Consider the following 20,229-nt stretch of genomic DNA (forward strand, 5'->3'; position numbering starts at 1 on the left):
AGGAACTGTGACAAGAGCCATTAGTCTTTCATAGCCCGCTATTTCAAGGAACAGGAAGCTTTAATGAACGAACAACAGATTTTGTTGGCTTTTGGCGGCATTGGCGTGGCCGCACTCGGCTGCCAGTGGCTGGCCTGGCGCCTGAAACTGCCAGCGATTCTGTTTCTTCTGCTGAGCGGGATTCTGGCAGGGCCGATACTCGGATGGCTCGACCCGCAGGAAATGTTCGGCCCTCTGTTGATGCCATTGGTGTCGCTGGCAGTGGCGCTGATCCTGTTTGAGGGCAGCCTGACCCTGCACCTGTCGGAATGGAAGGAAATCGGCAGCGTCGTCCACCGGCTGGTCACCGTCGGCGCCCTCTCGACCTGGGCGGTGATCACCCTGGCCACCCACTGGCTGCTGGGCTTCGACTGGATGCTGGCGCTGCTGTTCGGCACCCTGACACTGGTCACCGGCCCGACGGTGATCGTGCCCATGTTGCGTGTGGTGCGCCCCAAAGCCTCCATCGCCAATATCCTGCGCTGGGAAGGCATCGTCATCGACCCGATTGGCGCACTGCTGGCGGTAGTGGTGTATAGCTTCATCATCGCCAGTGCGTCGGGCGATGGTTTGAGCCACAGCCTGCTGACCTTCGGCGGCGTCATCCTCTGCGGCAGCCTGTTCGGCATCGCCGGTGGCTGGGTACTGGGGCAGATCATGCGCCGCCAGTGGTTGCCGGAATACCTGCACAACCTGGCGACACTGGCGGGCGTGCTGGGTATCTTCATTGCCTCCAACCAAGTGATGCATGAGTCCGGCCTGCTGGCGGTCACGCTGATGGGCATGTGGATGGCGAATATGAAGGGCGTGGATGTACGGCACATCCTGCACTTCAAGGAAAACCTCAGTGTGTTGCTGATTTCCGGGCTGTTTATCCTGCTGGCGGCACGCCTGGACCTGAACGCCATGATCGCCCTGGGCCCGTTCGTGTTGATCCTGCTGTTGATCATCCAATTCATTGCACGCCCGTTGAACGTGGCGCTTTCGACCTTTGGCTCGGGGCTGAACTGGCGCGAGCGCGCACTGCTGGCCTGGATCGCCCCACGGGGCATTGTGGCGGCGGCGGTGTCAGCGATCTTTGCGATCCGTCTGGATGAGGCTGGCCACGAAGGCGCGTTGTTGCTCGTTCCGCTAACCTTCGCGGTGATCATCGGCACCGTGGTGCTGCAAAGCGCCACGGCACGCCCCTTGGCCCGCCTGCTGAAAGTCGCCGAGCCGGCGCCCAGCGGCTTCCTGATCGTAGGTGCGAACGGCCCGGCGCGGGCACTCGGTAAAGCGTTGCAACAATTGGGCAGCCGCGTGTTACTGACGGATTCCAGCTGGGAAAACATCCGCGCCAGTCGTATGGAAGGCTTGCCTACGTACTTCGGCAACCCGGCTTCCCAGCATGCCGAGTCCCATCTGGACCTGGTCGGCCTGGGACATCTGCTCGCGCTCTCGCCTTCTGGCGAACTGAATGCCTTGGCCACCATGCGTTTTCGCCATGACTTCGGCCATCGCCTGTTCGCCCTGGCCAGCAGCCAGGAAAACCGTCGCACCGACAAGCACAAGGCCAGCCATGAACACCGTGGCCATTTGCTGGGCAGCCAACCTTTGAGCTACACCAAACTGGCCAGCCTGTTGGGCCAGGGCGCCGAACTGTATAGCACCAACCTCACCGACGGCTTTGGCTGGGAGCAGTACCAGGCGTTGCACGGCGAGCGGGCTACCTTGCTGTTTGCCCGGGACACCAGCGGCTGGGTGCATGTGGTCTCGCCCGAGAGCAATTTGAAGCCTGTAGCGGGCTGGACCTTGCTGGCGGTCATTCAACCGCAGGCCAGCACCACCGAGTAATCAGTCAACAAAGCCAGGCAGTACCGGGACAGGGCGTTTATCTGCGTCAATCGCGACGAAGCTGAACACGCCCTGGATCGCCTTTTCACGGCCATCAGCGCTCATGCTCTCGACGAACACTTCAACCTCGACCTTGAGGCTGGTGTTGCCGACCTTGATCACCCGACCGATCAGCTCAACGATAGAGCCGGCCGGGATCGCGTGGTTGAAGTCGATACGGTCGGTGGAGACCGTCACCAAAGGCAAGCGACAGAAACGCGTGGCGGTGATGAACGACACTTCGTCCATCCATGCCAGGGCGGTGCCGCCGAACAGGGTGTTGTGGTGGTTGGTGGTGGGCGGGAACACGGCCTTGGTCACGTGGGTGACGGACAGGTCGGTACGGCGTTGGATTTCTTCGAGGCGGGTGGTCATGGGTCAATACCGGCAGATAGGCAAATTTCAGGCACAAAAAAGCAGCCCGTAGGCTGCTTTTTTCTGCATCGGGAAGCTGGACTTAAGCCAGTTTTTCCTTGATGCGAGCTGCTTTACCGGACAGGTCACGCAGGTAGTACAGCTTGGCTTTACGTACGTCACCGCGACGCTTGACGGCCATGCTGTCGATTTGCGGGCTGTAGGTCTGGAAAGTACGCTCTACGCCAACACCGTTGGAGATTTTACGAACAGTGAAAGCACTGTTCACACCACGGTTACGCTTGGCGATTACCACGCCTTCGAACGCTTGCAGACGCGAACGGTCGCCTTCCTTCACTTTCACCTGAACGACAATGGTGTCGCCCGGGGCAAAGGTAGGGATCTCTTTGGTCATCTGCTCTGCTTCGAGTGCAAGGATGATTTTGTTAGTCATGCTGTGCTCCTAAGGTAAGTCAATGGACCTACCATCGATACGTTGTTAACTATCGTCCCGCGCGAGGATGTATTCCTCGAGCAGCTTCTTCTCTTCTCCAGAAAGCGAGCGGCTTTCCAGAAGATCGGCGCGTCGTTCATAGGTCCGACCAAGGGACTGCTGTAAACGCCAACGCCGGATGTGTGCGTGATTGCCACTTAGCAATACGTCGGGAACACGCTGATCCGCATACACCTCCGGACGGGTGTAGTGCGGGCAATCCAGCAAACCATCCGTGAAGGAATCTTCCTCCGCGGAGTCCGCATGCCCTAAAGCTCCGGGCAGCAGTCGTGTAACCGCATCTATCAGGACCATCGCCGGCAGCTCGCCGCCAGACAGGACATAGTCCCCAATCGACCACTCTTCATCGACATGAGCTTCAATAAAACGCTCGTCAATGCCTTCATAGCGACCGGCAATCAGGATCAAACTTTCCTCATTCGCCAGTTCGCGTACCGCCGCCTGTTTCAGCTGACGGCCTTGAGGGGACAGGTAAATTACCTTCGCCTTCTCCCCGGCAGCTGCCTTGGCCTGAACCAACGCGTCTTCCAGGGGCTTGATCTTCATCACCATGCCCGGGCCACCGCCAAATGGGCGATCGTCCACAGTGTGATGTCGATCCGTCGCGTAGTCTCGCGGGTTCCAACAGGTGAGCTGCAACAGCCCCTGTTTCACCGCCCGACTGGTGATGCCGTACTCGCTGATGGCGGAAAACATCTCGGGAAACAAACTGATCACTTCAATGCGCAAATTAGCCACGCTTAGAAGTCCGCGTCCCATTCCACCTTCATCTCGCCCGCGGCCAGGTCGACGGTCAACACGCATTGCTCGGTATAGGGCAACAGGCGTTCACGGTCATCCAGGCTGCCAGCGCAAGGCTTGACCACCATTACATCATTGGCGCCGGTTTCCAGAAGATGATCGATTTTCCCCAGCAATTGCCCGAGTTGATCAATAACCTTCAGACCTTCCAGCTGGTACCAGTAGTACTCGCCGTCGGTCAATTCAGGGAACAGGTTGCGCGGCACGCAGATCTCATAACCGGCCAGAAGACGAGCTTCTTCACGATCATCAAGACCCTTGAGCTTTGCGACCAGGAACTTGTCGCTCCCGCGTCCACTGACCAGCTCGACCTGTTTCACACTCCCTTCGCGCTTGAGCGTCCAGGTTTTGTACTGCAACAGGTTTTCAGTCGGATCAGTAAAGGAATACACCTTCACTTCGCCGCGAACGCCATGAACAGAGTAAATCTTGCCGATAACGATCAAATCATCAGCAACAGCTGGCGTCGCGTTCATATTGCTCAGGCTGCGGCCTTAGCCGAGTCCTTCAACAGTTTTGCAACGCGCTCGGATGGCTGTGCGCCAACGCTCAGCCAGTAGGCTACGCGCTCTTGGTTCACGGACAGACGAACTTCTTGACCACGAGCAACAGGGTTGAAGAAACCAACCTGTTCCTTGTGCGAACCGTCACGCGGGTTGCGGCTGTCGGTTACGGTCAAGTGGTAAAACGGGCGCTTTTTGGAGCCGCCAAGGGCAAGACGGATTGTTAGCATGTGAACATCGTTCCTGTAGTCGGTGCTGCAAATCTAAATGCACAGCGGGCATAGGTGCCCGAAAGGCCGCATATTCTAAGGAATATCCGGACTTTTGCAAATGTCTTTTTCTGGCGCCTATCAGCGTGCCATTCAGATCTGCTATAGAGCCGTCGGTTAAAACGGCGAGTCAGCGCCCGCCAACGGCGGGTTTGCTGGAGATCCCACATCCTTGTGGGGCGGAGCGCAAGCAAGGCTTGCGCTCGAATACTTTACATTTTAGGCATGCCGCCGCCGGGCAACATACCGCCCATGCCGCGCATCATCTTGGCCATACCGCCCTTGGCGGAGAATTTCTTCATCATCTTCTGCATCTGCTTGTGCTGCTTGATCAAGCGACCGATGTCCTGCACCTGCGTGCCGGAACCCATGGCGATCCGGCGCTTGCGCGAACCGCTGATCAGCTCAGGGTCGCGGCGCTCGGCCGGGGTCATGGAGTTGATGATGGCTTCCATCTGCTTGAACTGTTTCTCTGCCGCGCCCTGGGCGTTGCCCATTTGCGCCAAGTTCACACCGCCGATGTTGGGCAGCTTGTCCATCAGGCCGCCGAGGCCGCCCATGTTCTTCATCTGTTGCAGCTGGTCGCGGAAGTCTTCGAGATCGAAGCCCTTACCCTTCTTCAGCTTCTTGGCCAGTTTGTCGGCCTTGTCCTTGTCGAGCGTGGCTTCGGCCTGCTCGATCAGGCTGAGCACGTCACCCATGCCAAGGATGCGCGAGGCGATACGCTCAGGGTGGAACGGTTCGAGCGCTTCGCTCTTCTCGCCCATACCGATGAACTTGATCGGCTTGCCAGTAATGGCACGTACCGACAGCGCGGCACCGCCACGGGCGTCGCCGTCGACCTTGGTGAGGATCACGCCGGTCAGCGGCAGTGCGTCACCAAAAGCCTTGGCGGTGTTGGCCGCATCCTGGCCAGTCATGGCGTCGACCACGAACAGGGTCTCGACCGGGTTGATCGCGGCATGCAGCGCCTTGATCTCGCCCATCATCTCTTCGTCGATGTGCAGGCGACCGGCGGTATCGACGATGACCACGTCGATGAACTTGAGCTTGGCTTCTTTAATAGCCGCGTTGGCGATGTCGACCGGCTTCTGGCTCAGGTCGGACGGGAAGAAGGTCACGCCCACTTCGCCCGCGAGCATTTCCAACTGCTTGATGGCCGCCGGACGGTACACGTCGGCCGATACCACCATCACGGATTTCTTCTTGCGCTCTTTGAGGAAGCGCGCCAGTTTGCCGGCGGTGGTGGTTTTACCCGCACCTTGCAGGCCGGCCATCAACACGACGGCTGGCGGCACGGCGCTGAGGTTCAGGTCTTCGTTGGCCGCGCCCATCAGGCTTTCGAGTTCGGCCTGGACGATCTTCACAAAGGCCTGGCCCGGCGTCAGGCTGCGGGACACTTCGGTGCCGACCGCACGTTCCTTGACCGAGTTGACGAAGTCCTTCACCACCGGCAAAGCCACGTCGGCTTCCAGCAACGCCATGCGCACTTCACGCAGGGTGTCTTTAATATTGTCCTCGGTCAGCTTGGCCTTGCCGGTAACGTGGCGCAGCGTCTGCGAGAGACGGTCAGTCAAGTTTTCAAACATGCGCGATCCTTTCAGGCCCTATTCATCGAAATGCAGGTAGACCGAGGTAATGGCGGCCCAGGCTGGGGGAAATCGCTATTAAAAACAGCGTTCGCCGAGCCTGCGGCGTGGGCAGGTCGCGGATTATAGCGAAGACTGCGCCCATGCACACCCGCTGTCTGGCCCGGGAGTCTTTCGTGCAACGCAGGTGTGTGCCAAACTCAACGCCTTTCGGGCTTGCCTACCAGGATTTATGCTCCCCTTGTCACCCAGTTTGCTACCCAGCCTCGCCGCCGCCATTTTGTATGCCGCTGCGACTCTCTATCAGGGCACTCGTCTGGCCCAAGGCACCAAAGCGGACAAACGTCTGCTCGTCGGCCTTGGCGTGCTGGCCCTGCTGGCCCATGCCGCCAGCCTGTTCACCCACCTGATGACCCCGGTCGGCCTGGGCCTGGACTTTTTCAGCGCCGCCAGCCTGATCGCCGCGGCCGTCATCGCGCTGACGCTGCTGGCCTGTTACCGGATTCCGGTGGAGAACCTGCTGGTGCTGCTATTCCCCCTGGGAATGCTCACGGTGCTGCTGGCGCAGTTCACCCCTACTGGCACCGTACAGGTGATCGACGAGGAGCCGGGCATCCTTGCCCACATCCTGTTGTCGATCCTCGCCTACGGCATGTTCACCATCGCGGTGTTCCAGGCCCTGCTCCTGCTGCTGCAGGATCACCAGCTCAAGCACAAGCACCCGTCCGGGTTGATCAAGAACTTCCCGCCGCTGCAAACCATGGAAAGCCTGCTGTTCGGGTTCCTGTGGGCCGGCTGGACCCTGCTGTCGCTGTCGCTGATCTCAGGCTGGCTGTTCGTCGAAAACCTGTTTGCCCAACACCTGGTCCATAAAACCTTGCTGGCGTGCCTGGCCTGGGTCGTGTTCAGCGTGCTGCTGTGGGGGCGCAACCGCCTCGGCTGGCGAGGGCACAAGGCCATCCGCTGGACCCTGGCCGGTTTCTGCCTGTTGATGCTGGCCTATTTCGGCAGCAAGCTGGTTCGCGAATACATCCTGCATATCTGACGGGCAGTGATCATGGACAACTTGCCCTTAGGGCCGATGCTCGCCGTAATTGCCCTGCTGATTCTATGGGCAGCACTGTTTACCGCCATTGAAGCCGCACAACAACACCTGCTGGCCCTACGCCCTGGCACACGCCAGGGCGACAAGGCAGCGGCACGCCTGAGCTTCCCGCGCCATAGCCTGATCCTGTGCAACAGCCTGTGTCGCGCCGCCGTGGTGATTCTCTGCACCCTGTTGGCGATCTATGCCTGGGCAGAGAACGGGCCCTGGCTAGGCTGGCTGATTTCCTGCGCAGGGCTGCTGGTACTGGCCGACTACCTGCCCCGCACCCTGGCTACCCGTCACCCCCAAGCAGTGCTGGGTTTTGGCAATACATTGCTGGGCGTGCCGCTGAAAATCCTTTACCCGCTGGCCTGGCTGCTCAATGGCATCAGCCAGCTGTTATTGCGCCCGTTTGCACGCAAATCCGGCGTGGTGAAAAACAGCGACGAGCCCCTGCCCGACCATGATGACGACCCAGAGCCCGACACCGACGCCGACCGCACTCCCGGCCTGCCAGGTATCCATGCCCTGGACAACATCACGGTCAACGACATCCTGGTGCCGCGCAGCGAAGTGGACGGCATCAATCTTGATGAGTCGATAGAAGACATCATCGAACAGTTGCGCACCTCACCGCGCACCCGCCTGCCCGTGTTCCACAGCGACATCAACCAGGTGCAGGCCGTGCTCAATACCCGGCAGGTCCAACACCTGCTGCCCGACGCCAGCCTGACCAAAGAGGCCCTGCTCGCCGCCTGCCACGAGCCTTACTTCGTGCCGGAAAGCACGCCGTTGCAGCTGCAACTGCTGAATTTCCACAAACAGCAGCGGCGCCTGGGCATGGTGGTGGACGAGTACGGTGAAGTGCTGGGCATCGTCACCCTGGAAGATATCCTGGAAGAAATCGTCGGCGAATTCGAAAGCGATCAGGCTGTGGATAACCCGCACATCGAAGCCCAGCCCGATGGCCGCTACATCATCGATGGTGCAGCCTCGATCCGCGAACTGAACAAGAGCCTGGGCTGGCATCTGCCCAGCGACGGCCCCAAGACCCTCAACGGCCTAGTGACCGAGGCGCTGGAAACCATTCCCGATTGTGCGGTATGCCTGAAAGTCGGCCGCTATCGCCTGGAAATCCTCGAGACCGAGGACAACCGGGTGAGCAAGGTGTTGATCTGGCATACCAGCCGTGTGCCGGTGGCCGCCTGACCTCAACAGGCTCAACCCGCTCAATGTGGGAGCTGACTTGTGTGGGAGCCGGGCTTGCCAGCGATGCAGGCGCTTAGGGGTGTCAATCACACCGCAGTGATGCTATCGCAGGCAAGCCAGCTCCCACATTGATCCAGTTCCAGGCCATAGATCCTCACCAGCCCCTTGTTGGATCCTTAGCCCCCTTCCTATAATCCCAGCGGCTTACCCAAGCCCCGCCCGACCGCGTGCTATCCGCACCCAGCGTGTCCTGGCACCGCCTTACCATGTCCGACCGGTGTTTGCTCCCATCCCGAGCCGCCCCGCGCACAGCCCTGATCCATGGGTGTTCGACCAATAATAATCCGCGTCCAAACGCGCAATAACCGTCAGGGATAACGTCATGAGCACCACCTACCAAGAGGCTGCGAGCGCCGCACCTGCCAACTCGACCGCCCGCGTCGCCACCGCGAGCATCGTCGGCACCGCCATTGAGTTCTACGATTTCTACATCTACGCCACGGCTGCCGCCCTGGTGATCGGCCCGGTGTTCTTCCCACAGACCTCCGGCACCGCGCAGATGCTGGCATCGTTCCTGACCTTCGGTATCGCTTTTATCGCCCGCCCTCTGGGGTCGGCGTTGTTCGGTCACTTCGGTGACCGTATCGGCCGTAAATCAACCCTCGTGGCTTCACTGCTACTGATGGGTGTATGTACTACCCTGATCGGCTTGCTGCCGGGCTACGACAGCATCGGTGCCTGGGCGCCGATTCTCTTGTGTGTCTTGCGTTTCGGCCAAGGCCTCGGCCTGGGTGGGGAATGGGGCGGCGCGGCCTTGCTGGCGACCGAGAATGCCCCCAAGGGCAAGCGCGCCTGGTTCGGCATGTTCCCGCAACTGGGCCCGTCGATAGGCTTCCTGGCGGCCAACGGTTTGTTCCTGATTTTGGCCATGAGCCTGAATGACGAGCAATTTCGTAGCTGGGGCTGGCGCATTCCGTTCATCCTCAGCGCCGCACTGGTGATGGTGGGCCTGTATGCACGCCTCAAGTTGCATGAGACGCCGGTGTTCGCCAATGCAGTGGCCAAGGAAAAACCAGTTAAAGTGCCGCTGGTAGAACTGTTCAGCCAGCATTGGCTGCCGGTACTGCTGGGCGCCGCGTCGATGGTGGTGTGCTACGCGCTGTTCTATATCACCACGGCGTTTTCGTTGAGCTACGGCGTTTCCACCTTGGGCTACAGCCGTGAAACCTTCCTCGGCCTGCTGTGTTTCGCGGTGCTGTTCATGGGGCTGGCGACACCACTGGCCGCCCTGGCCAGTGATCGCTACGGGCGCAAGCCGGTGCTGATTGTAGGCGCGGTCCTGGCGATTCTGTCGGGCTTTACCATGGAACCGCTGCTGACCCATGGCTCGACCTGGGCCGTGGCGCTGTTTCTGGCGTTGGAGCTGTTTTTGATGGGCGTGACCTTCGCACCGATGGGCGCGCTGCTGCCGGAATTGTTCCCGACCCGCGTGCGTTATACCGGTGCATCGGCAGCGTATAACCTGGGTGGGATCGTGGGGGCCTCGGCGGCGCCGTTCTTCGCGACCAAGCTGGTGGCGATGGGTGGTTTGAGTTATGTCGGGGGATATGTATCGGCGGCAGCGTTGCTGAGCTTGATTGCGGTGCTGTGCCTGAAAGAGACGCGGGATAACGACTTGAACAAGGTCGCCTGACCCCATGCTCGTTCCCACGCTCTGCGTGGGAATGCAGTTAGGGACGCTCTGCGTCCCCAAGCGCGACGCAGAGCGTCACAAGAGGCATTCCCACGCAAAGCGTGGGAACGAGCGTCGCGGCTTAGAGCTCTACAACAACTGCTTGGGAAGCACGGGTCGCCTTGGCCCGAGCCGCTTCAATCGACTCATCCCGCGCCAGTGCCACGCCCATGCGGCGCTGGCCGTTCACTTCAGGTTTGCCAAACAGACGCAACGCTGTATCCGGCTCGCTCAGCGCGGCGCCGAGGTTGGCGAATGCAGTCTGGGTGGATTGCCCTTTCACCAGGATCACCGCCGACGCCGAAGGCCCGAATTGACGGATCAACGGGATCGGCAGGCCGAGGATGGCGCGTGCGTGCAAGGCAAACTGCGACAGGTCTTGGGAAATCAGGGTCACCAGGCCGGTGTCATGGGGGCGCGGCGACACTTCGCTGAACCACACCTGATCGCCCTTGATGAACAATTCCACGCCAAACAAGCCACGGCCACCCAAGGCTTCGGTCACCGCTTTTGCAACACGCTCGGATTCCGCCAAGGCAATCGGGCTCATGGCCTGTGGCTGCCAGGATTCCTGATAGTCGCCCTTCTCCTGGCGATGGCCCACCGGCGCGCAGAACGTGGTGCCGCCGATGTGGCGCACGGTCAGCAGGGTGATTTCGTAGTCGAAGTCGATAAAGCCTTCGATGATCACCCGACCCTTGCCGGCACGCCCGCCCTCTTGGGCGTAGTCCCAGGCTTTCTGCACGTCATCAGTGCTGCGCAACAGGCTCTGGCCCTTGCCCGACGAACTCATCACCGGCTTGACCACGCACGGAAAGCCCAGGTCCTGGACGGCCTTGCTGTAATCTTCGAAGGTATCGGCGAAGTGGTACGGCGAGGTCGGCAGGTCCAGCTCTTCGGCGGCCAGGCGACGGATGCCTTCACGGTTCATGGTCAGCGACGTGGCGCGGGCGGTGGGGATCACGGTGAAACCTTCGGCCTCCAGCTCAACCAGGGTCGCGGTGGCGATGGCTTCGATTTCCGGCACGATGAAATGCGGCTTCTCCGCCTCGATCACCGCACGCAATGCGGCGCCGTCGAGCATGTTGATCACATGGCTACGGTGCGCCACCTGCATGGCCGGCGCGTTGGCGTAGCGATCCACGGCAATCACTTCAACGCCCAGGCGTTGCAGTTCGATTACCACTTCCTTGCCCAGCTCACCGCAGCCACACAGCAAAACGCGGGTCGCGGTTGGCGACAATGGAGTTCCGATTCGGGTCATCTCAGGTCCTCAGGGGAGCGGATCATGGGGGAGAAAGGCGGGCATTTTACATGAACTGTAAAAATTGGCCTCAGTTGGCGACTGCCCGCCGGCGGATGCGCCAGGCCATGATCAGCCAGACCACGGTGACACCGGCGAACTTGGACACCAACGCCGTGCCCGCCACCGCTGGGGTCAGTGCGCCGATCAGGCCGAAAAAGATAAAGGTATCGAGGGGAATGCTCAGCGCCGAACTTATCCACAGGCGGTCATGCAGCGGGCGCTTGGTGATGCTGAAAACCAGCCAGTCGATGCACTCGGACACCGCAAACGCCGTGGCACTGGCCAGGGCAATGGACGGGTCGGAGGTGATATAGGAGAGCACCAGCGCCGCGAGCATGGCGATGATTGCGCCATGGCCGAAGCGGGTTTGCACCATGTCGCGCAGGATAAATACCAGGCCACCCCAGGCGGACCAGATGACGTCCAGGTGTGGGGCGGTGGAGAAGGCGAAGTTGATCAGTACGACGCTGCTGATATAGGCGATCAGGAAAAACATGGAGGATGGACCTGTGGGCAATGCCGCACAGGGTACACAATTACAAGGAGGTCGTCTGGCAGGGCCTCATCGCAGGCAAGCCAGCTCCCACATTTGAGGGTATTCACACATCAAGGGTGGGAGCTGGCTTGCCTGCGATGGCGGCCTGTCAGGCGCCAGATTTCCCAGGGGTCATCCACACCATCCCACTCGCCACCGCCCGCTCATGGCAGAACCCCAGCACCAGCCGGCGCTCGGCGTTGTCCATGCGGCTCCAGCGCGTAATCTCATCCACATTGCGCTGACAGCCGGTGCAGATATCGTCGTCGTCCAGTGCGCAAATACTCACGCACGGCGAGGCAACAGGCCGTTCAACCGTACTCATTCTTCCTGCTCAACCAGATCCCGCGCGTAACGCTGCGAGTTATGCACATAGTGCGCAGCGCTGGCTTCGAGCATGCGCTTTTGCGCCTCGGTCAGCTCACGCACCACTTTGCCTGGCGAGCCCATGACCAGCGAGCCGTCAGGAATTTCCTTGCCCTCACCGATCAGCGAGTTGGCGCCGATGATGCAGTGCTTGCCGATCTTGGCGCCATTGAGGATCACTGCGTTGATACCGATCAGGCTGTAGTCGTCAACGGTACAGCCGTGCAGCATCGCGTTATGGCCAATGGTCACGCCGGTGCCGAGGGTCAGCGGGTAACCCATGTCGGTGTGCATCACGCTGCCGTCCTGCACGTTGCTGTTCTTGCCGATCAGGATCAGCTCGTTATCGCCACGCAACACCGCGTTGAACCAGACGTTGGCGCCCTCCTCCAGTTTGACCTTGCCCACCAGCGTGGCATTCGGTGCAACCCAACTGTCGGGATGGGTCTCGACGCGGGCGTCGCCCAGGCGGTATTTCATGGTTTTTCCTCACGGCATGCCATTTGAACGATGGCTTATAGATTGATGAAGCTCTTGGGCGGCTGGTGCAGGCTGATTTTGGCATCGTCATAGAGCAGGTTGATCAGCTCGACGATCATGATCGCTGTCAGCCCCCAGATTTTGTATTCGCCGAACCTGTAGCTTGGCACGTACCAACTACGGCCCTGGTAATCAATGCGGTGGGTATGTTCGCGTGGGTCCTGTCGGAAAAAATCCAAAGGCACGCTGAAAACGGCGGCAATCTCGGCGTCGTTGGCCAGGTATTCGACGTAATCGGGGATCACACCTACATAGGGCGTTACGCGGATGCCGTGCAGGGAAATCAGCGGGCTCAACGGGCCGATGACTTCAACCAGCCCCGGCGGCAGGCCTATTTCTTCTTCGGCTTCGCGCAAGGCGGTAAAGATCAGGTCCGGGTCTTCGGGGTCGCGGCGCCCGCCGGGAAAGGCCACTTCGCCACCGTGGGTCGACAGGCCGCTGGCGCGCAGGGTCAGGATCAGCTCGGGTTCGTCACTGCGGGTAATCGGCACCAGCACCGCAGCCTCGGGGAAACGCCCGTCGGTTTCCAGGGTGTGGGGGGTGTGGTTGCTTACCCGGCGAAGTAGCTCGTCCAGCATGAGTCATCTCGGTCTGTTGGCTACCTTGCATCATGCACCAAAGCTTGCGAGCGCCCAACCCCAAAACCGCAGCGCTGTCGCGAAACGACAACTTGCAGGAACGCCCGGCACCGAGCCAAGATGTGCCCATTGTCCAGGAACCCCAGCATGAATTTCTGCAGCCAGTGCGGCAAACCGGTGACCCAACGCATTCCCGAAGGCGACGCACGCCTGCGCTATGTATGCGACCACTGCTCGACCATTCATTACCAGAACCCCAATATTGTCGCCGGTACCCTGCCGGTATGGGGCGACCAAGTGCTGTTGTGCCGCCGCGCCATCGAGCCACGCCTGGGTTACTGGACCCTGCCCGCAGGCTTTATGGAAAACGGCGAAACCGTCGAGCAGGCGGCCATGCGTGAAACCCTGGAAGAAGCCTGCGCCCGGGTGCGCAACCTGAGCCTCTATACCCTGATCAATGTGCCGCACATCAGCCAGGTGCATATCTTCTACCGCGCCGAACTGATCGACCTGGACTTTGCCGCTGGCCAGGAAAGCCTGGAAGTGAGGTTGTTCGACGAAGCCGATATCCCTTGGTCCGAGCTGGCTTTCCGCACGGTCGGGCGTACCTTAGAATGCTTCTTCGCTGACCGTCGCCAACAGGCATACCCGGTACGTAGCGAATCTGTGCCACCGCTGTCCAAGCCCGCCCAATAACAAGCTGGCCAATGTCGCCAAAGGGATACCGTTTCAATGCGTTGGTTGCTTGCTCTGATCTGCCTGTCGTTCGCCACGCTGTCCCCGGCCTCCACGGTGCAAACCCTTGGCGGTAAAACGGTCGAGAAAGTCCTGGTGCTCAAGTCCGCCCACCAGCTGCAGCTGATCAACGACGGCAAGCCGTTCAAGACCTATCGCATCTCCCTGGGCAAGAACCCCAAGGGCCACAAGCTGATCGAAGGTGACCGCCGCACGCCCGAAGGCCTCTACTGGATCGACTGGCGCAAGACCAGCGACCGCTTCAACCTGGCCATGCACATTTCCTACCCGAACATCAGCGACGCCGCCCGCGCCCGCCGCGAAGGCGTAAAGCCGGGCAGCATGATCATGATCCACGGCACCCCCGACACCGAAGACTACCCGGAACAGTGGTTCCACACCCTGGACTGGACCGACGGCTGCATCGGCATGCGCAATGTGGATATGCGCGAAGTGTGGAACCTGGTCAAAGACGGCACCCTCATCGAGATTCGGCCGTAATCGCGTGCCGTTCGTAAAATAATTCGAAAATAATTCCTGTCCCAGGCAGCACCCGCCGGTGAATACCAGTTCACCGCGCGGGACCCTGCACTTGTGCGCGCAATAAAGACCTCTCTAATACCACTTGATACCAAGCCCCATTAAAGCGCCCTGAAACCGGGATTTTCACCGTTTTGGTAGCATTGACATGGTATTTAAGTGGTATTAGTTTTCGGCCATTACCGGGCGACAACATTCCAATAACGCATCGGAAACCTGACAGATGAATCCCATCCTGGCCCTGCGCCCCGACGACAAGCAATCCACGCCGCTGTACCTGCAACTGGCCCGCAGCCTTGAAGCAGCGATCCATGCCGGCCAGTGGAAATCCGAACAGGCCCTGCCTTCGGAACGCGCCCTCAGCGAGCAATTGAGCATCTCGCGGGTCACCGCCCGTAAAGCGCTGGAAGTGTTGATGGCTCAAGGGCTGATCCGTCGCAGCCAAGGCTCCGGCACTTTCATCACGCCGCGCCTGGAACAACCCTTGTCGCGCCTGTCGGGGTTCAGCGAGATGCTGCGGCTCAAGGGGTTTGTGCCCACGTCTCAGTGGCTGGAGCGCGACATCACCCCGCCGACCCATGAAGAACTGATCCGCCTGGGCCTGTCGCCCACCGACAAAGTGGCGCGCCTCAAGCGCCTGCGCAAAGCCGACGACACGGTGATGGCGATTGAAATGACCGCCATGCCGGCCTCGGTGCTGCCCCATCCCCAGGCCATCGGCAATTCGTTGTACGAATACTTGGAAAGCATCGGCAAGCCCATCGTGCGCGCCTTGCAGCATATCCAGGCGATCAATGCCTCGGACGAGTTCGCCGCGCTGGTCGGCATCGCCCCCGGCACCGCCATGCTGCTGATGACCCGCGTGGGCTACACCGCCGACAACACGCCGATTGAGATCACCGACACCTACTGCCGCAACGACTACTACGACTTTGTCGCAGAGCTGCGCCGCCATGACTACTCCGCCTGAATGCGAACTTAGAGAACTGCCCATGACTGAAGACAATATCCTCACGCCCAGCGGCTGGATGCGTGGTCGCCTGGTGCATGAGCACGGCAAGGTTGTCGCCATTGACGGCACGCCGTGCGACCCGGCCGACAACGACCTGCCCTACCTGCTGCCGGGCTTTATCGACCTGCATGTGCATGGCGGGGGCGGCGCCGACATCATGGAAGGTGCGGGCGCCTTCGAGACCATTACCCGTACCCACGTGCGTTTTGGCACCACCTCGCTGCTGGCCACCACCATGACGGCGCCGGTGGAAGAAATTTCCCGCGTGCTCGGTGACCTCGGCACGTTCTGCGAACAGCGGCCAGCCGGCAGCGCCCGCGTACTCGGCGTGCACCTGGAAGGCCCCTACATCAATCCGGGAAAACTCGGCGCCCAACCCAACTTCGCCCACACCGCGTTGATGCAGGAAGTGGAAGCCTACCTGCGCCTGGCGCCAATCCGGGTGATCACCATCGCCCCGGAAATCGCCGGCCACGACGGCCTGATTCGCGCCCTCAGCCAACGCGGCGTGCGCATGCAGATCGGCCACACCCTGGGCAGCTATGAAGAAGGCGTTGCCGCCCTGGCCGCTGGCGCCACCAGTTTCACTCATTTGTACAACGCCATGAGCCCGCTGCATCACCGCGAACCCGGCATCGTCGGCGCCGCGCTGGCCCACGCCCAGTACGCCGAGCTGATCCCGGACTTGCTGCACGTGCACCCCGGCGCCATGCGCGTGGCCCTGCGCTCTATCCCGTGCCTGTATTGCGTCACCGACTCCACCGCCGCCGCCGGCATGCCCGACGGAGAGTACAAGCTGGGCAGCCACACCGTGACCAAATGCCTGGGCGGCGTGCGCCTGGCCGACGGCACCCTGGCCGGCAGCACGCTGACCATGGATCAGGCGCTGCGCAACCTGGTGAAAATCGGCCTGCCCATCAGTGAAGCCTCACAACGCCTGTCGCAATTTCCTGCGGACTACCTGGGCCTGGAAGAACGCGGCCGCCTGCAACCGGGCAGCTTTGCCGACTGCGTGCGTCTGGACCGCTCCCTGACACTCACCGACGTAATGGTCGAAGGAGAAACCATTGACTTCAAAAATGCTTGAAGAGGCCCTGGCCTCCTGCGACGCCGTCGCGGCCCAACTGCAGCGCCTGGACCCGATGCTGGAAGAAGTCGCCGGCCGCCTGCGCCGCCAGCCGCCGCAAGTGGCGATGACCATCGCCCGCGGCAGCTCCGACCACGCCGCCAGTTACTTCGCCTACCTGGCCATGCAACACGTGGGCATTCCGGTGGCGTCGCTGCCGATGTCGGTGGTGACCCTGTTGCAGGCGCCGATGAAAGTCAGCGGCCAGGTAGCGTTTGGTTTTTCCCAATCGGGGCAGAGCCCGGACCTGGTCAACAGCCTGCGCCTGCTACGCAAGCGGGGTGCCTTGAGCATCTCCCTGGTCAATGCCGAAGACTCACCGCTGGAAGCCGCCTGCGAGTTCCACGTGCCGCTGTGCGCCGGGCCGGAACTCAGCGTGGCCGCCACCAAGAGCTTTATCGCCACCCTCAGCGCCAGTGCACAGTTGATCGGCCACTGGAATCAAGAAGCCGACTTGCTGCAAGCCTGTCGGGCCTTGCCCGAGGGCCTGCGTGACGCCGCCAGACAGGATTGGCGCCTGGCCGTCGACGCCCTCAAAGGCAGCCAACGCTTGATGGTGATCGGCCGTGGCGCCGGGTTTGCCATCGCCCAGGAAGCCGCGCTCAAGCTCAAGGAAACCTCGGCGATCCAGGCCGAAGCCTTCAGCAGCGCCGAAGTGCGCCACGGGCCGATGGCCTTGATCGACGAGAACTACCCCCTACTGGTGTTCGCCCCCCGCGGCGCCGAGCAGGCCGGCCTGCTGAGCCTGGCCGCCGATATGCGCCAACGCGGTGCTCGCGTGTTGCTGGCTGCGCCGGACGATATCGCCGAACGCGACCTGACGCTGAGCCGCGCCGAACACCCGAGCCTGGACCCGATCCTGGCTATCCAGAGCTTCTACGTGATGGCCGCAGGCCTTGCTGAGGCACGGGGCATGGACCCGGACCAGCCGCGCCACCTGAGCAAAGTCACCCGCACGCACTAAAGCGGCGTTTTCCTGATGAGTACCGTGCCCATGCCCAACAACAATAATCCATTGACCCTTAGCGCCCCCTTGAGTGGGCCGGTGCTGGCCCTGAACCGCGTCCCCGACGAAGTGTTCGCCAGCGGCGCCATGGGCGACGGTCTCGCTATCGACCCGTTGAACGACTGCCTGCACGCGCCCTGTGACGGCGTGATCATCCACGTCGCCCGCACCGGGCACGCCCTGACCATCCGCGCCGATAACGGTGCTGAGATGCTGATGCATGTGGGCATCGACACCGTGGAGCTCAATGGCGAAGGCTTTGCCTTGCTGGTGAAGGAAGGCGCACGGGTGAGCGAGGGTCAGCCGTTGGTGCAGTTTGATCTGGACCGCATTGCGCGCCAGTGCAAGAGCCTGGTGAGCTTGATCATCCTGACCAACAGTGAGCGCTTTGAGCTGACGCCCGTGGCGCTGAAGACGGTCAAGATCGGTGAGCCGTTGTTGCAGATTGCTGCGCGCACCACCGCCACCGCCCAAGCAGCTGTGGATAACTCCAGCTTCGAGGCCAGCGCCAGCGTACGCATTACCCATCGAGGCGGTTTGCATGCACGCCCTGCCGCCCTGATCCGCAAGACCGCCCAGGGTTTCAGCAGCCAGTCGCACCTGCACTTCGCTGATAAATCGGCGTCGTGCGACAGCCTGATTGGCTTGATGGGACTGGGCATCGGCGAAGGCGACGAAGTGCGGGTGAGTTGCCGTGGCCAAGACGCAGAGGCGGCGTTGCAAGGGCTGGTCGCGGCGCTATCCGTGGCGGTCAGCGAAGCCCATCACGCCCCGGTAGCCACTGCTGCGCCACGTCGCGCCAGTGTGGAAGCCGATGTGCTGCAAGGCGTGTGTGCAGCACCCGGCCTGGTGTGCGGGCCACTGTTCCGCCTGTCCGGCATCGAGCTGCCCGAAGACACCGGTAACCATAGCGCCGACGAACAACAGCAGCGCCTCGACACGGCACTGGAGCAGGTGCGTGACGAAATCCGCAGCACCCTCGAGCATGCCCGCCAACGCAAGAATGTCGAGGAAGAAGACATCTTCGCCGCTCACCTTGCACTGCTCGAAGACCCGGCGCTGCTGGAAGCGGCCACCGACGCCATCGCCCACGGCAGCGCTGCCACCCACGCCTGGCGTGATGCGATCCAGGCCCAGTGCGCCGTGCTGTTGGCGTTGGGCAAGCCGTTGTTTGCCGAGCGCGCCAACGATCTTCGCGACCTGCAACAACGCGTATTGCGGGCCTTGCTGGGTGAGGCCTGGCACTTCGAGTTACCCGCCGGATCGATTGTCAGCGCCCATGAACTGACCCCGTCAGACTTGCTGCAACTGAGTGAGCAGCACGCAGCCGGTATCTGCATGGCCGAAGGCGGCGCCACCTCCCACGTCGCGATTCTTGCCCGAGGTAAAGGCTTGCCCTGCGTGGTCGCACTCGGTGCCGAGGTATTGGATGTGCCTCAGGGCCAGCGCGTGGTGCTGGACGCCGTTAATGGCCGGCTGGAACTGGCCCCTACGGACGCGCGCCATGCTGAAGTACACCAGATTCGCGACGCGCAAAAACTGCGTCGCCAGCAGCAACAGGCCCAGGCGCAACAACCGGCACGCACCAGCGACGGTGTGAGCATTGAAATCGCCGCCAATGTTGCTTCCAGCAGCGAGGCCCAAGTGGCGTTTGAAAACGGTGCCGATGGCGTCGGCCTCCTACGCACCGAATTCCTCTTCGTCGACCGCCGTACCGCGCCGGATGAGCAGGAACAGCGTCAGGCTTATCAGGCCGTATTGGATGCCATGGGCGACAAGTCGGTGATCATCCGCACCATCGACGTGGGCGGCGACAAGCAGCTCGACTATTTGCCGCTGCCGATCGAGGCCAACCCGGTGTTGGGCCTGCGCGGCATTCGCATGGCCCAAGTGCGTCCGGAATTGCTCGACCAGCAACTGCGTGCCCTGCTGCAAGTCTCGCCGCTGGCGCGTTGCCGCATCCTGTTGCCGATGGTCAGCGAGGTGGATGAACTGCTGCAGATTCGCCAGCGCCTGGATGAACTGTGCGCCGAGTTGGGTTTGAGCCAGCGCCCCGAACTGGGGGTGATGATCGAAGTGCCCGCCGCTGCGCTGATGGCTGAACAGCTGGCCGAACATGCGGACTTTTTGTCCATCGGCACCAATGACCTGTCCCAGTACACCCTGGCCATGGACCGCGACCACGCAGGCTTGGCCGCGCGCGTCGATGCGCTGCACCCGGCCTTGCTGCGACTGATCGCGCACACCTGCGCCGGTGCGGCGAAACATGGGCGTTGGGTCGGCGTATGCGGTGCGTTGGCTTCTGACCCGCTGGCCACGCCGGTACTGGTCGGCCTGGGCGTCACCGAGCTGTCGGTGAGCCCGCCGCAGGTCGGAGAGATCAAGGACCGCGTTCGCCATCTGGACGCGGCGCAATGCCGGCAGCTGAGCCAGGAACTGCTCAACCTGAGCAGCGCCAAGGCCGTTCGCCAAGCCTGTCAACACCACTGGCCGCTGAGCTGAAAACAACAAGAATA

Annotated in this window: 21 protein-coding genes; 10 read left to right on the plus strand and 11 right to left on the minus strand. The window is 61.4% G+C overall.

What is annotated here, in order from left to right; all coding sequences use genetic code 11:
• Nucleotides 1-63: 63 nt before the first annotated feature.
• Nucleotides 64-1,872: a sodium:proton antiporter gene (locus HBO10_RS15430; protein ID WP_034128639.1), complete on the plus strand. Its 1,809-nt coding sequence runs from the start codon at nucleotides 64-66 to the stop codon at nucleotides 1,870-1,872.
• Here the strand turns inward: HBO10_RS15430 and HBO10_RS15435 are convergent, their stop codons facing one another.
• The 6 genes from HBO10_RS15435 to ffh form a co-directional block, all read right to left on the minus strand.
• A complete protein-coding gene (locus HBO10_RS15435) occupies nucleotides 1,873-2,286 on the minus strand; it encodes an acyl-CoA thioesterase (RefSeq protein WP_003193963.1) in 414 nt (137 codons plus the stop codon). It lies immediately after the preceding gene.
• An 82-nt stretch (nucleotides 2,287-2,368) separates the two neighbouring features.
• Nucleotides 2,369-2,719, minus strand: coding sequence for a 50S ribosomal protein L19 (rplS, locus tag HBO10_RS15440; protein WP_003175895.1), 351 nt, complete (start codon nucleotides 2,717-2,719; stop codon nucleotides 2,369-2,371).
• Nucleotides 2,720-2,764: 45 nt separating this feature from the next.
• Nucleotides 2,765-3,538, minus strand: coding sequence for a tRNA (guanosine(37)-N1)-methyltransferase TrmD (trmD, locus tag HBO10_RS15445; protein ID WP_169922020.1), 774 nt, complete (start codon nucleotides 3,536-3,538; stop codon nucleotides 2,765-2,767).
• The gene (gene rimM / locus HBO10_RS15450; protein ID WP_034128640.1) at nucleotides 3,520-4,056 is read right to left on the minus strand and encodes a ribosome maturation factor RimM; all 537 of its coding nucleotides are present in this window, start codon (nucleotides 4,054-4,056) and stop codon (nucleotides 3,520-3,522) included. The genes trmD and rimM overlap by 19 nt, the downstream gene beginning before the upstream one ends.
• 5 nt (nucleotides 4,057-4,061) lie before the next feature.
• Complete coding sequence (rpsP, locus tag HBO10_RS15455; RefSeq protein WP_003175899.1) at nucleotides 4,062-4,313, minus strand: 30S ribosomal protein S16; 252 nt, start codon at nucleotides 4,311-4,313, stop codon at nucleotides 4,062-4,064.
• Nucleotides 4,314-4,564: 251 nt separating this feature from the next.
• Nucleotides 4,565-5,941, minus strand: coding sequence for a signal recognition particle protein (ffh, locus tag HBO10_RS15460; protein WP_003193965.1), 1,377 nt, complete (start codon nucleotides 5,939-5,941; stop codon nucleotides 4,565-4,567).
• A 241-nt stretch (nucleotides 5,942-6,182) separates the two neighbouring features.
• Between ffh and ccsA the strand changes: the two genes are divergently transcribed.
• The 3 genes from ccsA (at nucleotide 6,183) to HBO10_RS15475 (ending at nucleotide 9,930) form a co-directional block, all read left to right on the plus strand.
• Nucleotides 6,183-6,986 carry a cytochrome c biogenesis protein CcsA gene (gene ccsA, locus HBO10_RS15465; protein WP_169918754.1) on the plus strand — a complete coding sequence of 268 codons (804 nt, stop codon included), beginning with the start codon at nucleotides 6,183-6,185 and terminating at the stop codon, nucleotides 6,984-6,986.
• 12 nt (nucleotides 6,987-6,998) lie between these two features.
• Entirely contained in the window at nucleotides 6,999-8,237 is a 1,239-nt protein-coding gene (locus HBO10_RS15470; RefSeq protein WP_034128641.1) for a transporter associated domain-containing protein, read from the plus strand.
• A gap of 382 nt (nucleotides 8,238-8,619) precedes the next feature.
• On the plus strand, nucleotides 8,620-9,930 hold the full coding sequence (locus tag HBO10_RS15475; RefSeq protein WP_003193968.1) for an MFS transporter: 1,311 nt from the start codon (nucleotides 8,620-8,622) through the stop codon (nucleotides 9,928-9,930).
• Between the two features lie 121 nt (nucleotides 9,931-10,051).
• On the opposite strand, the gene purT is transcribed toward HBO10_RS15475, so the two are convergent.
• From purT to HBO10_RS15500, 5 genes are all read right to left on the minus strand, one after another.
• Nucleotides 10,052-11,233 (minus strand): formate-dependent phosphoribosylglycinamide formyltransferase, encoded by a 1,182-nt coding sequence (gene purT, locus HBO10_RS15480; protein WP_169922021.1) that lies wholly within the window; start codon nucleotides 11,231-11,233, stop codon nucleotides 10,052-10,054.
• Between the two features lie 70 nt (nucleotides 11,234-11,303).
• The gene (locus HBO10_RS15485; protein WP_003193971.1) at nucleotides 11,304-11,771 is read right to left on the minus strand and encodes a preQ0 transporter; all 468 of its coding nucleotides are present in this window, start codon (nucleotides 11,769-11,771) and stop codon (nucleotides 11,304-11,306) included.
• 148 nt (nucleotides 11,772-11,919) lie between these two features.
• A complete protein-coding gene (locus HBO10_RS15490) occupies nucleotides 11,920-12,135 on the minus strand; it encodes a DUF1289 domain-containing protein (RefSeq protein ID WP_034128642.1) in 216 nt (71 codons plus the stop codon).
• Nucleotides 12,132-12,656 (minus strand): gamma carbonic anhydrase family protein, encoded by a 525-nt coding sequence (locus tag HBO10_RS15495; RefSeq protein WP_034115859.1) that lies wholly within the window; start codon nucleotides 12,654-12,656, stop codon nucleotides 12,132-12,134. The genes HBO10_RS15490 and HBO10_RS15495 overlap by 4 nt, the downstream gene beginning before the upstream one ends.
• Nucleotides 12,657-12,691: 35 nt before the next feature.
• Nucleotides 12,692-13,294 (minus strand): CoA pyrophosphatase, encoded by a 603-nt coding sequence (locus HBO10_RS15500; protein WP_032895425.1) that lies wholly within the window; start codon nucleotides 13,292-13,294, stop codon nucleotides 12,692-12,694.
• A 147-nt stretch (nucleotides 13,295-13,441) separates the two neighbouring features.
• Between HBO10_RS15500 and HBO10_RS15505 the strand changes: the two genes are divergently transcribed.
• The 6 genes from HBO10_RS15505 (at nucleotide 13,442) to ptsP (ending at nucleotide 20,215) form a co-directional block, all read left to right on the plus strand.
• Nucleotides 13,442-13,990, plus strand: a complete 549-nt coding sequence (locus HBO10_RS15505; RefSeq protein WP_034128643.1) for an NUDIX hydrolase — start codon at nucleotides 13,442-13,444, stop codon at nucleotides 13,988-13,990.
• 36 nt (nucleotides 13,991-14,026) lie between these two features.
• Nucleotides 14,027-14,530: a L,D-transpeptidase family protein gene (locus tag HBO10_RS15510; RefSeq protein ID WP_014719790.1), complete on the plus strand. Its 504-nt coding sequence runs from the start codon at nucleotides 14,027-14,029 to the stop codon at nucleotides 14,528-14,530.
• Nucleotides 14,531-14,792: 262 nt separating this feature from the next.
• Nucleotides 14,793-15,539 carry a GntR family transcriptional regulator gene (locus HBO10_RS15515; protein WP_034128644.1) on the plus strand — a complete coding sequence of 249 codons (747 nt, stop codon included), beginning with the start codon at nucleotides 14,793-14,795 and terminating at the stop codon, nucleotides 15,537-15,539.
• Nucleotides 15,540-15,561: 22 nt separating this feature from the next.
• On the plus strand, nucleotides 15,562-16,668 hold the full coding sequence (gene nagA / locus HBO10_RS15520) for an N-acetylglucosamine-6-phosphate deacetylase (protein WP_034128645.1): 1,107 nt from the start codon (nucleotides 15,562-15,564) through the stop codon (nucleotides 16,666-16,668).
• Nucleotides 16,649-17,671 carry an SIS domain-containing protein gene (locus HBO10_RS15525; RefSeq protein WP_152612743.1) on the plus strand — a complete coding sequence of 341 codons (1,023 nt, stop codon included), beginning with the start codon at nucleotides 16,649-16,651 and terminating at the stop codon, nucleotides 17,669-17,671. The genes nagA and HBO10_RS15525 overlap by 20 nt, the downstream gene beginning before the upstream one ends.
• Nucleotides 17,672-17,701: 30 nt before the next feature.
• A complete protein-coding gene (gene ptsP / locus HBO10_RS15530; protein WP_034128647.1) occupies nucleotides 17,702-20,215 on the plus strand; it encodes a phosphoenolpyruvate--protein phosphotransferase in 2,514 nt (837 codons plus the stop codon).
• Nucleotides 20,216-20,229: the final 14 nt, after the last annotated feature.

This window comes from Pseudomonas sp. WS 5503 (assembly GCF_012985385.1).
Lineage (GTDB): Bacteria > Pseudomonadota > Gammaproteobacteria > Pseudomonadales > Pseudomonadaceae > Aquipseudomonas > Aquipseudomonas paracarnis.

Coding starts and splice junctions, on each gene's coding strand:
- rplS (WP_003175895.1), bottom strand. CDS start 2,719: ATGACTAACAAAATCATCCTTGCACTCGAAGCAGAGCAGATGACCAAA.
- HBO10_RS15515 (WP_034128644.1), top strand. CDS start 14,793: ATGAATCCCATCCTGGCCCTGCGCCCCGACGACAAGCAATCCACGCCG.
- HBO10_RS15500 (WP_032895425.1), bottom strand. CDS start 13,294: ATGCTGGACGAGCTACTTCGCCGGGTAAGCAACCACACCCCCCACACC.
- trmD (WP_169922020.1), bottom strand. CDS start 3,538: ATGGGACGCGGACTTCTAAGCGTGGCTAATTTGCGCATTGAAGTGATC.
- HBO10_RS15490 (WP_034128642.1), bottom strand. CDS start 12,135: ATGAGTACGGTTGAACGGCCTGTTGCCTCGCCGTGCGTGAGTATTTGC.
- purT (WP_169922021.1), bottom strand. CDS start 11,233: ATGACCCGAATCGGAACTCCATTGTCGCCAACCGCGACCCGCGTTTTG.
- nagA (WP_034128645.1), top strand. CDS start 15,562: ATGACTGAAGACAATATCCTCACGCCCAGCGGCTGGATGCGTGGTCGC.
- rpsP (WP_003175899.1), bottom strand. CDS start 4,313: ATGCTAACAATCCGTCTTGCCCTTGGCGGCTCCAAAAAGCGCCCGTTT.
- HBO10_RS15495 (WP_034115859.1), bottom strand. CDS start 12,656: ATGAAATACCGCCTGGGCGACGCCCGCGTCGAGACCCATCCCGACAGT.
- HBO10_RS15430 (WP_034128639.1), top strand. CDS start 64: ATGAACGAACAACAGATTTTGTTGGCTTTTGGCGGCATTGGCGTGGCC.
- HBO10_RS15435 (WP_003193963.1), bottom strand. CDS start 2,286: ATGACCACCCGCCTCGAAGAAATCCAACGCCGTACCGACCTGTCCGTC.
- HBO10_RS15510 (WP_014719790.1), top strand. CDS start 14,027: ATGCGTTGGTTGCTTGCTCTGATCTGCCTGTCGTTCGCCACGCTGTCC.
- ffh (WP_003193965.1), bottom strand. CDS start 5,941: ATGTTTGAAAACTTGACTGACCGTCTCTCGCAGACGCTGCGCCACGTT.
- ptsP (WP_034128647.1), top strand. CDS start 17,702: ATGCCCAACAACAATAATCCATTGACCCTTAGCGCCCCCTTGAGTGGG.
- HBO10_RS15505 (WP_034128643.1), top strand. CDS start 13,442: ATGAATTTCTGCAGCCAGTGCGGCAAACCGGTGACCCAACGCATTCCC.
- HBO10_RS15470 (WP_034128641.1), top strand. CDS start 6,999: ATGGACAACTTGCCCTTAGGGCCGATGCTCGCCGTAATTGCCCTGCTG.
- HBO10_RS15475 (WP_003193968.1), top strand. CDS start 8,620: ATGAGCACCACCTACCAAGAGGCTGCGAGCGCCGCACCTGCCAACTCG.
- rimM (WP_034128640.1), bottom strand. CDS start 4,056: ATGAACGCGACGCCAGCTGTTGCTGATGATTTGATCGTTATCGGCAAG.
- HBO10_RS15485 (WP_003193971.1), bottom strand. CDS start 11,771: ATGTTTTTCCTGATCGCCTATATCAGCAGCGTCGTACTGATCAACTTC.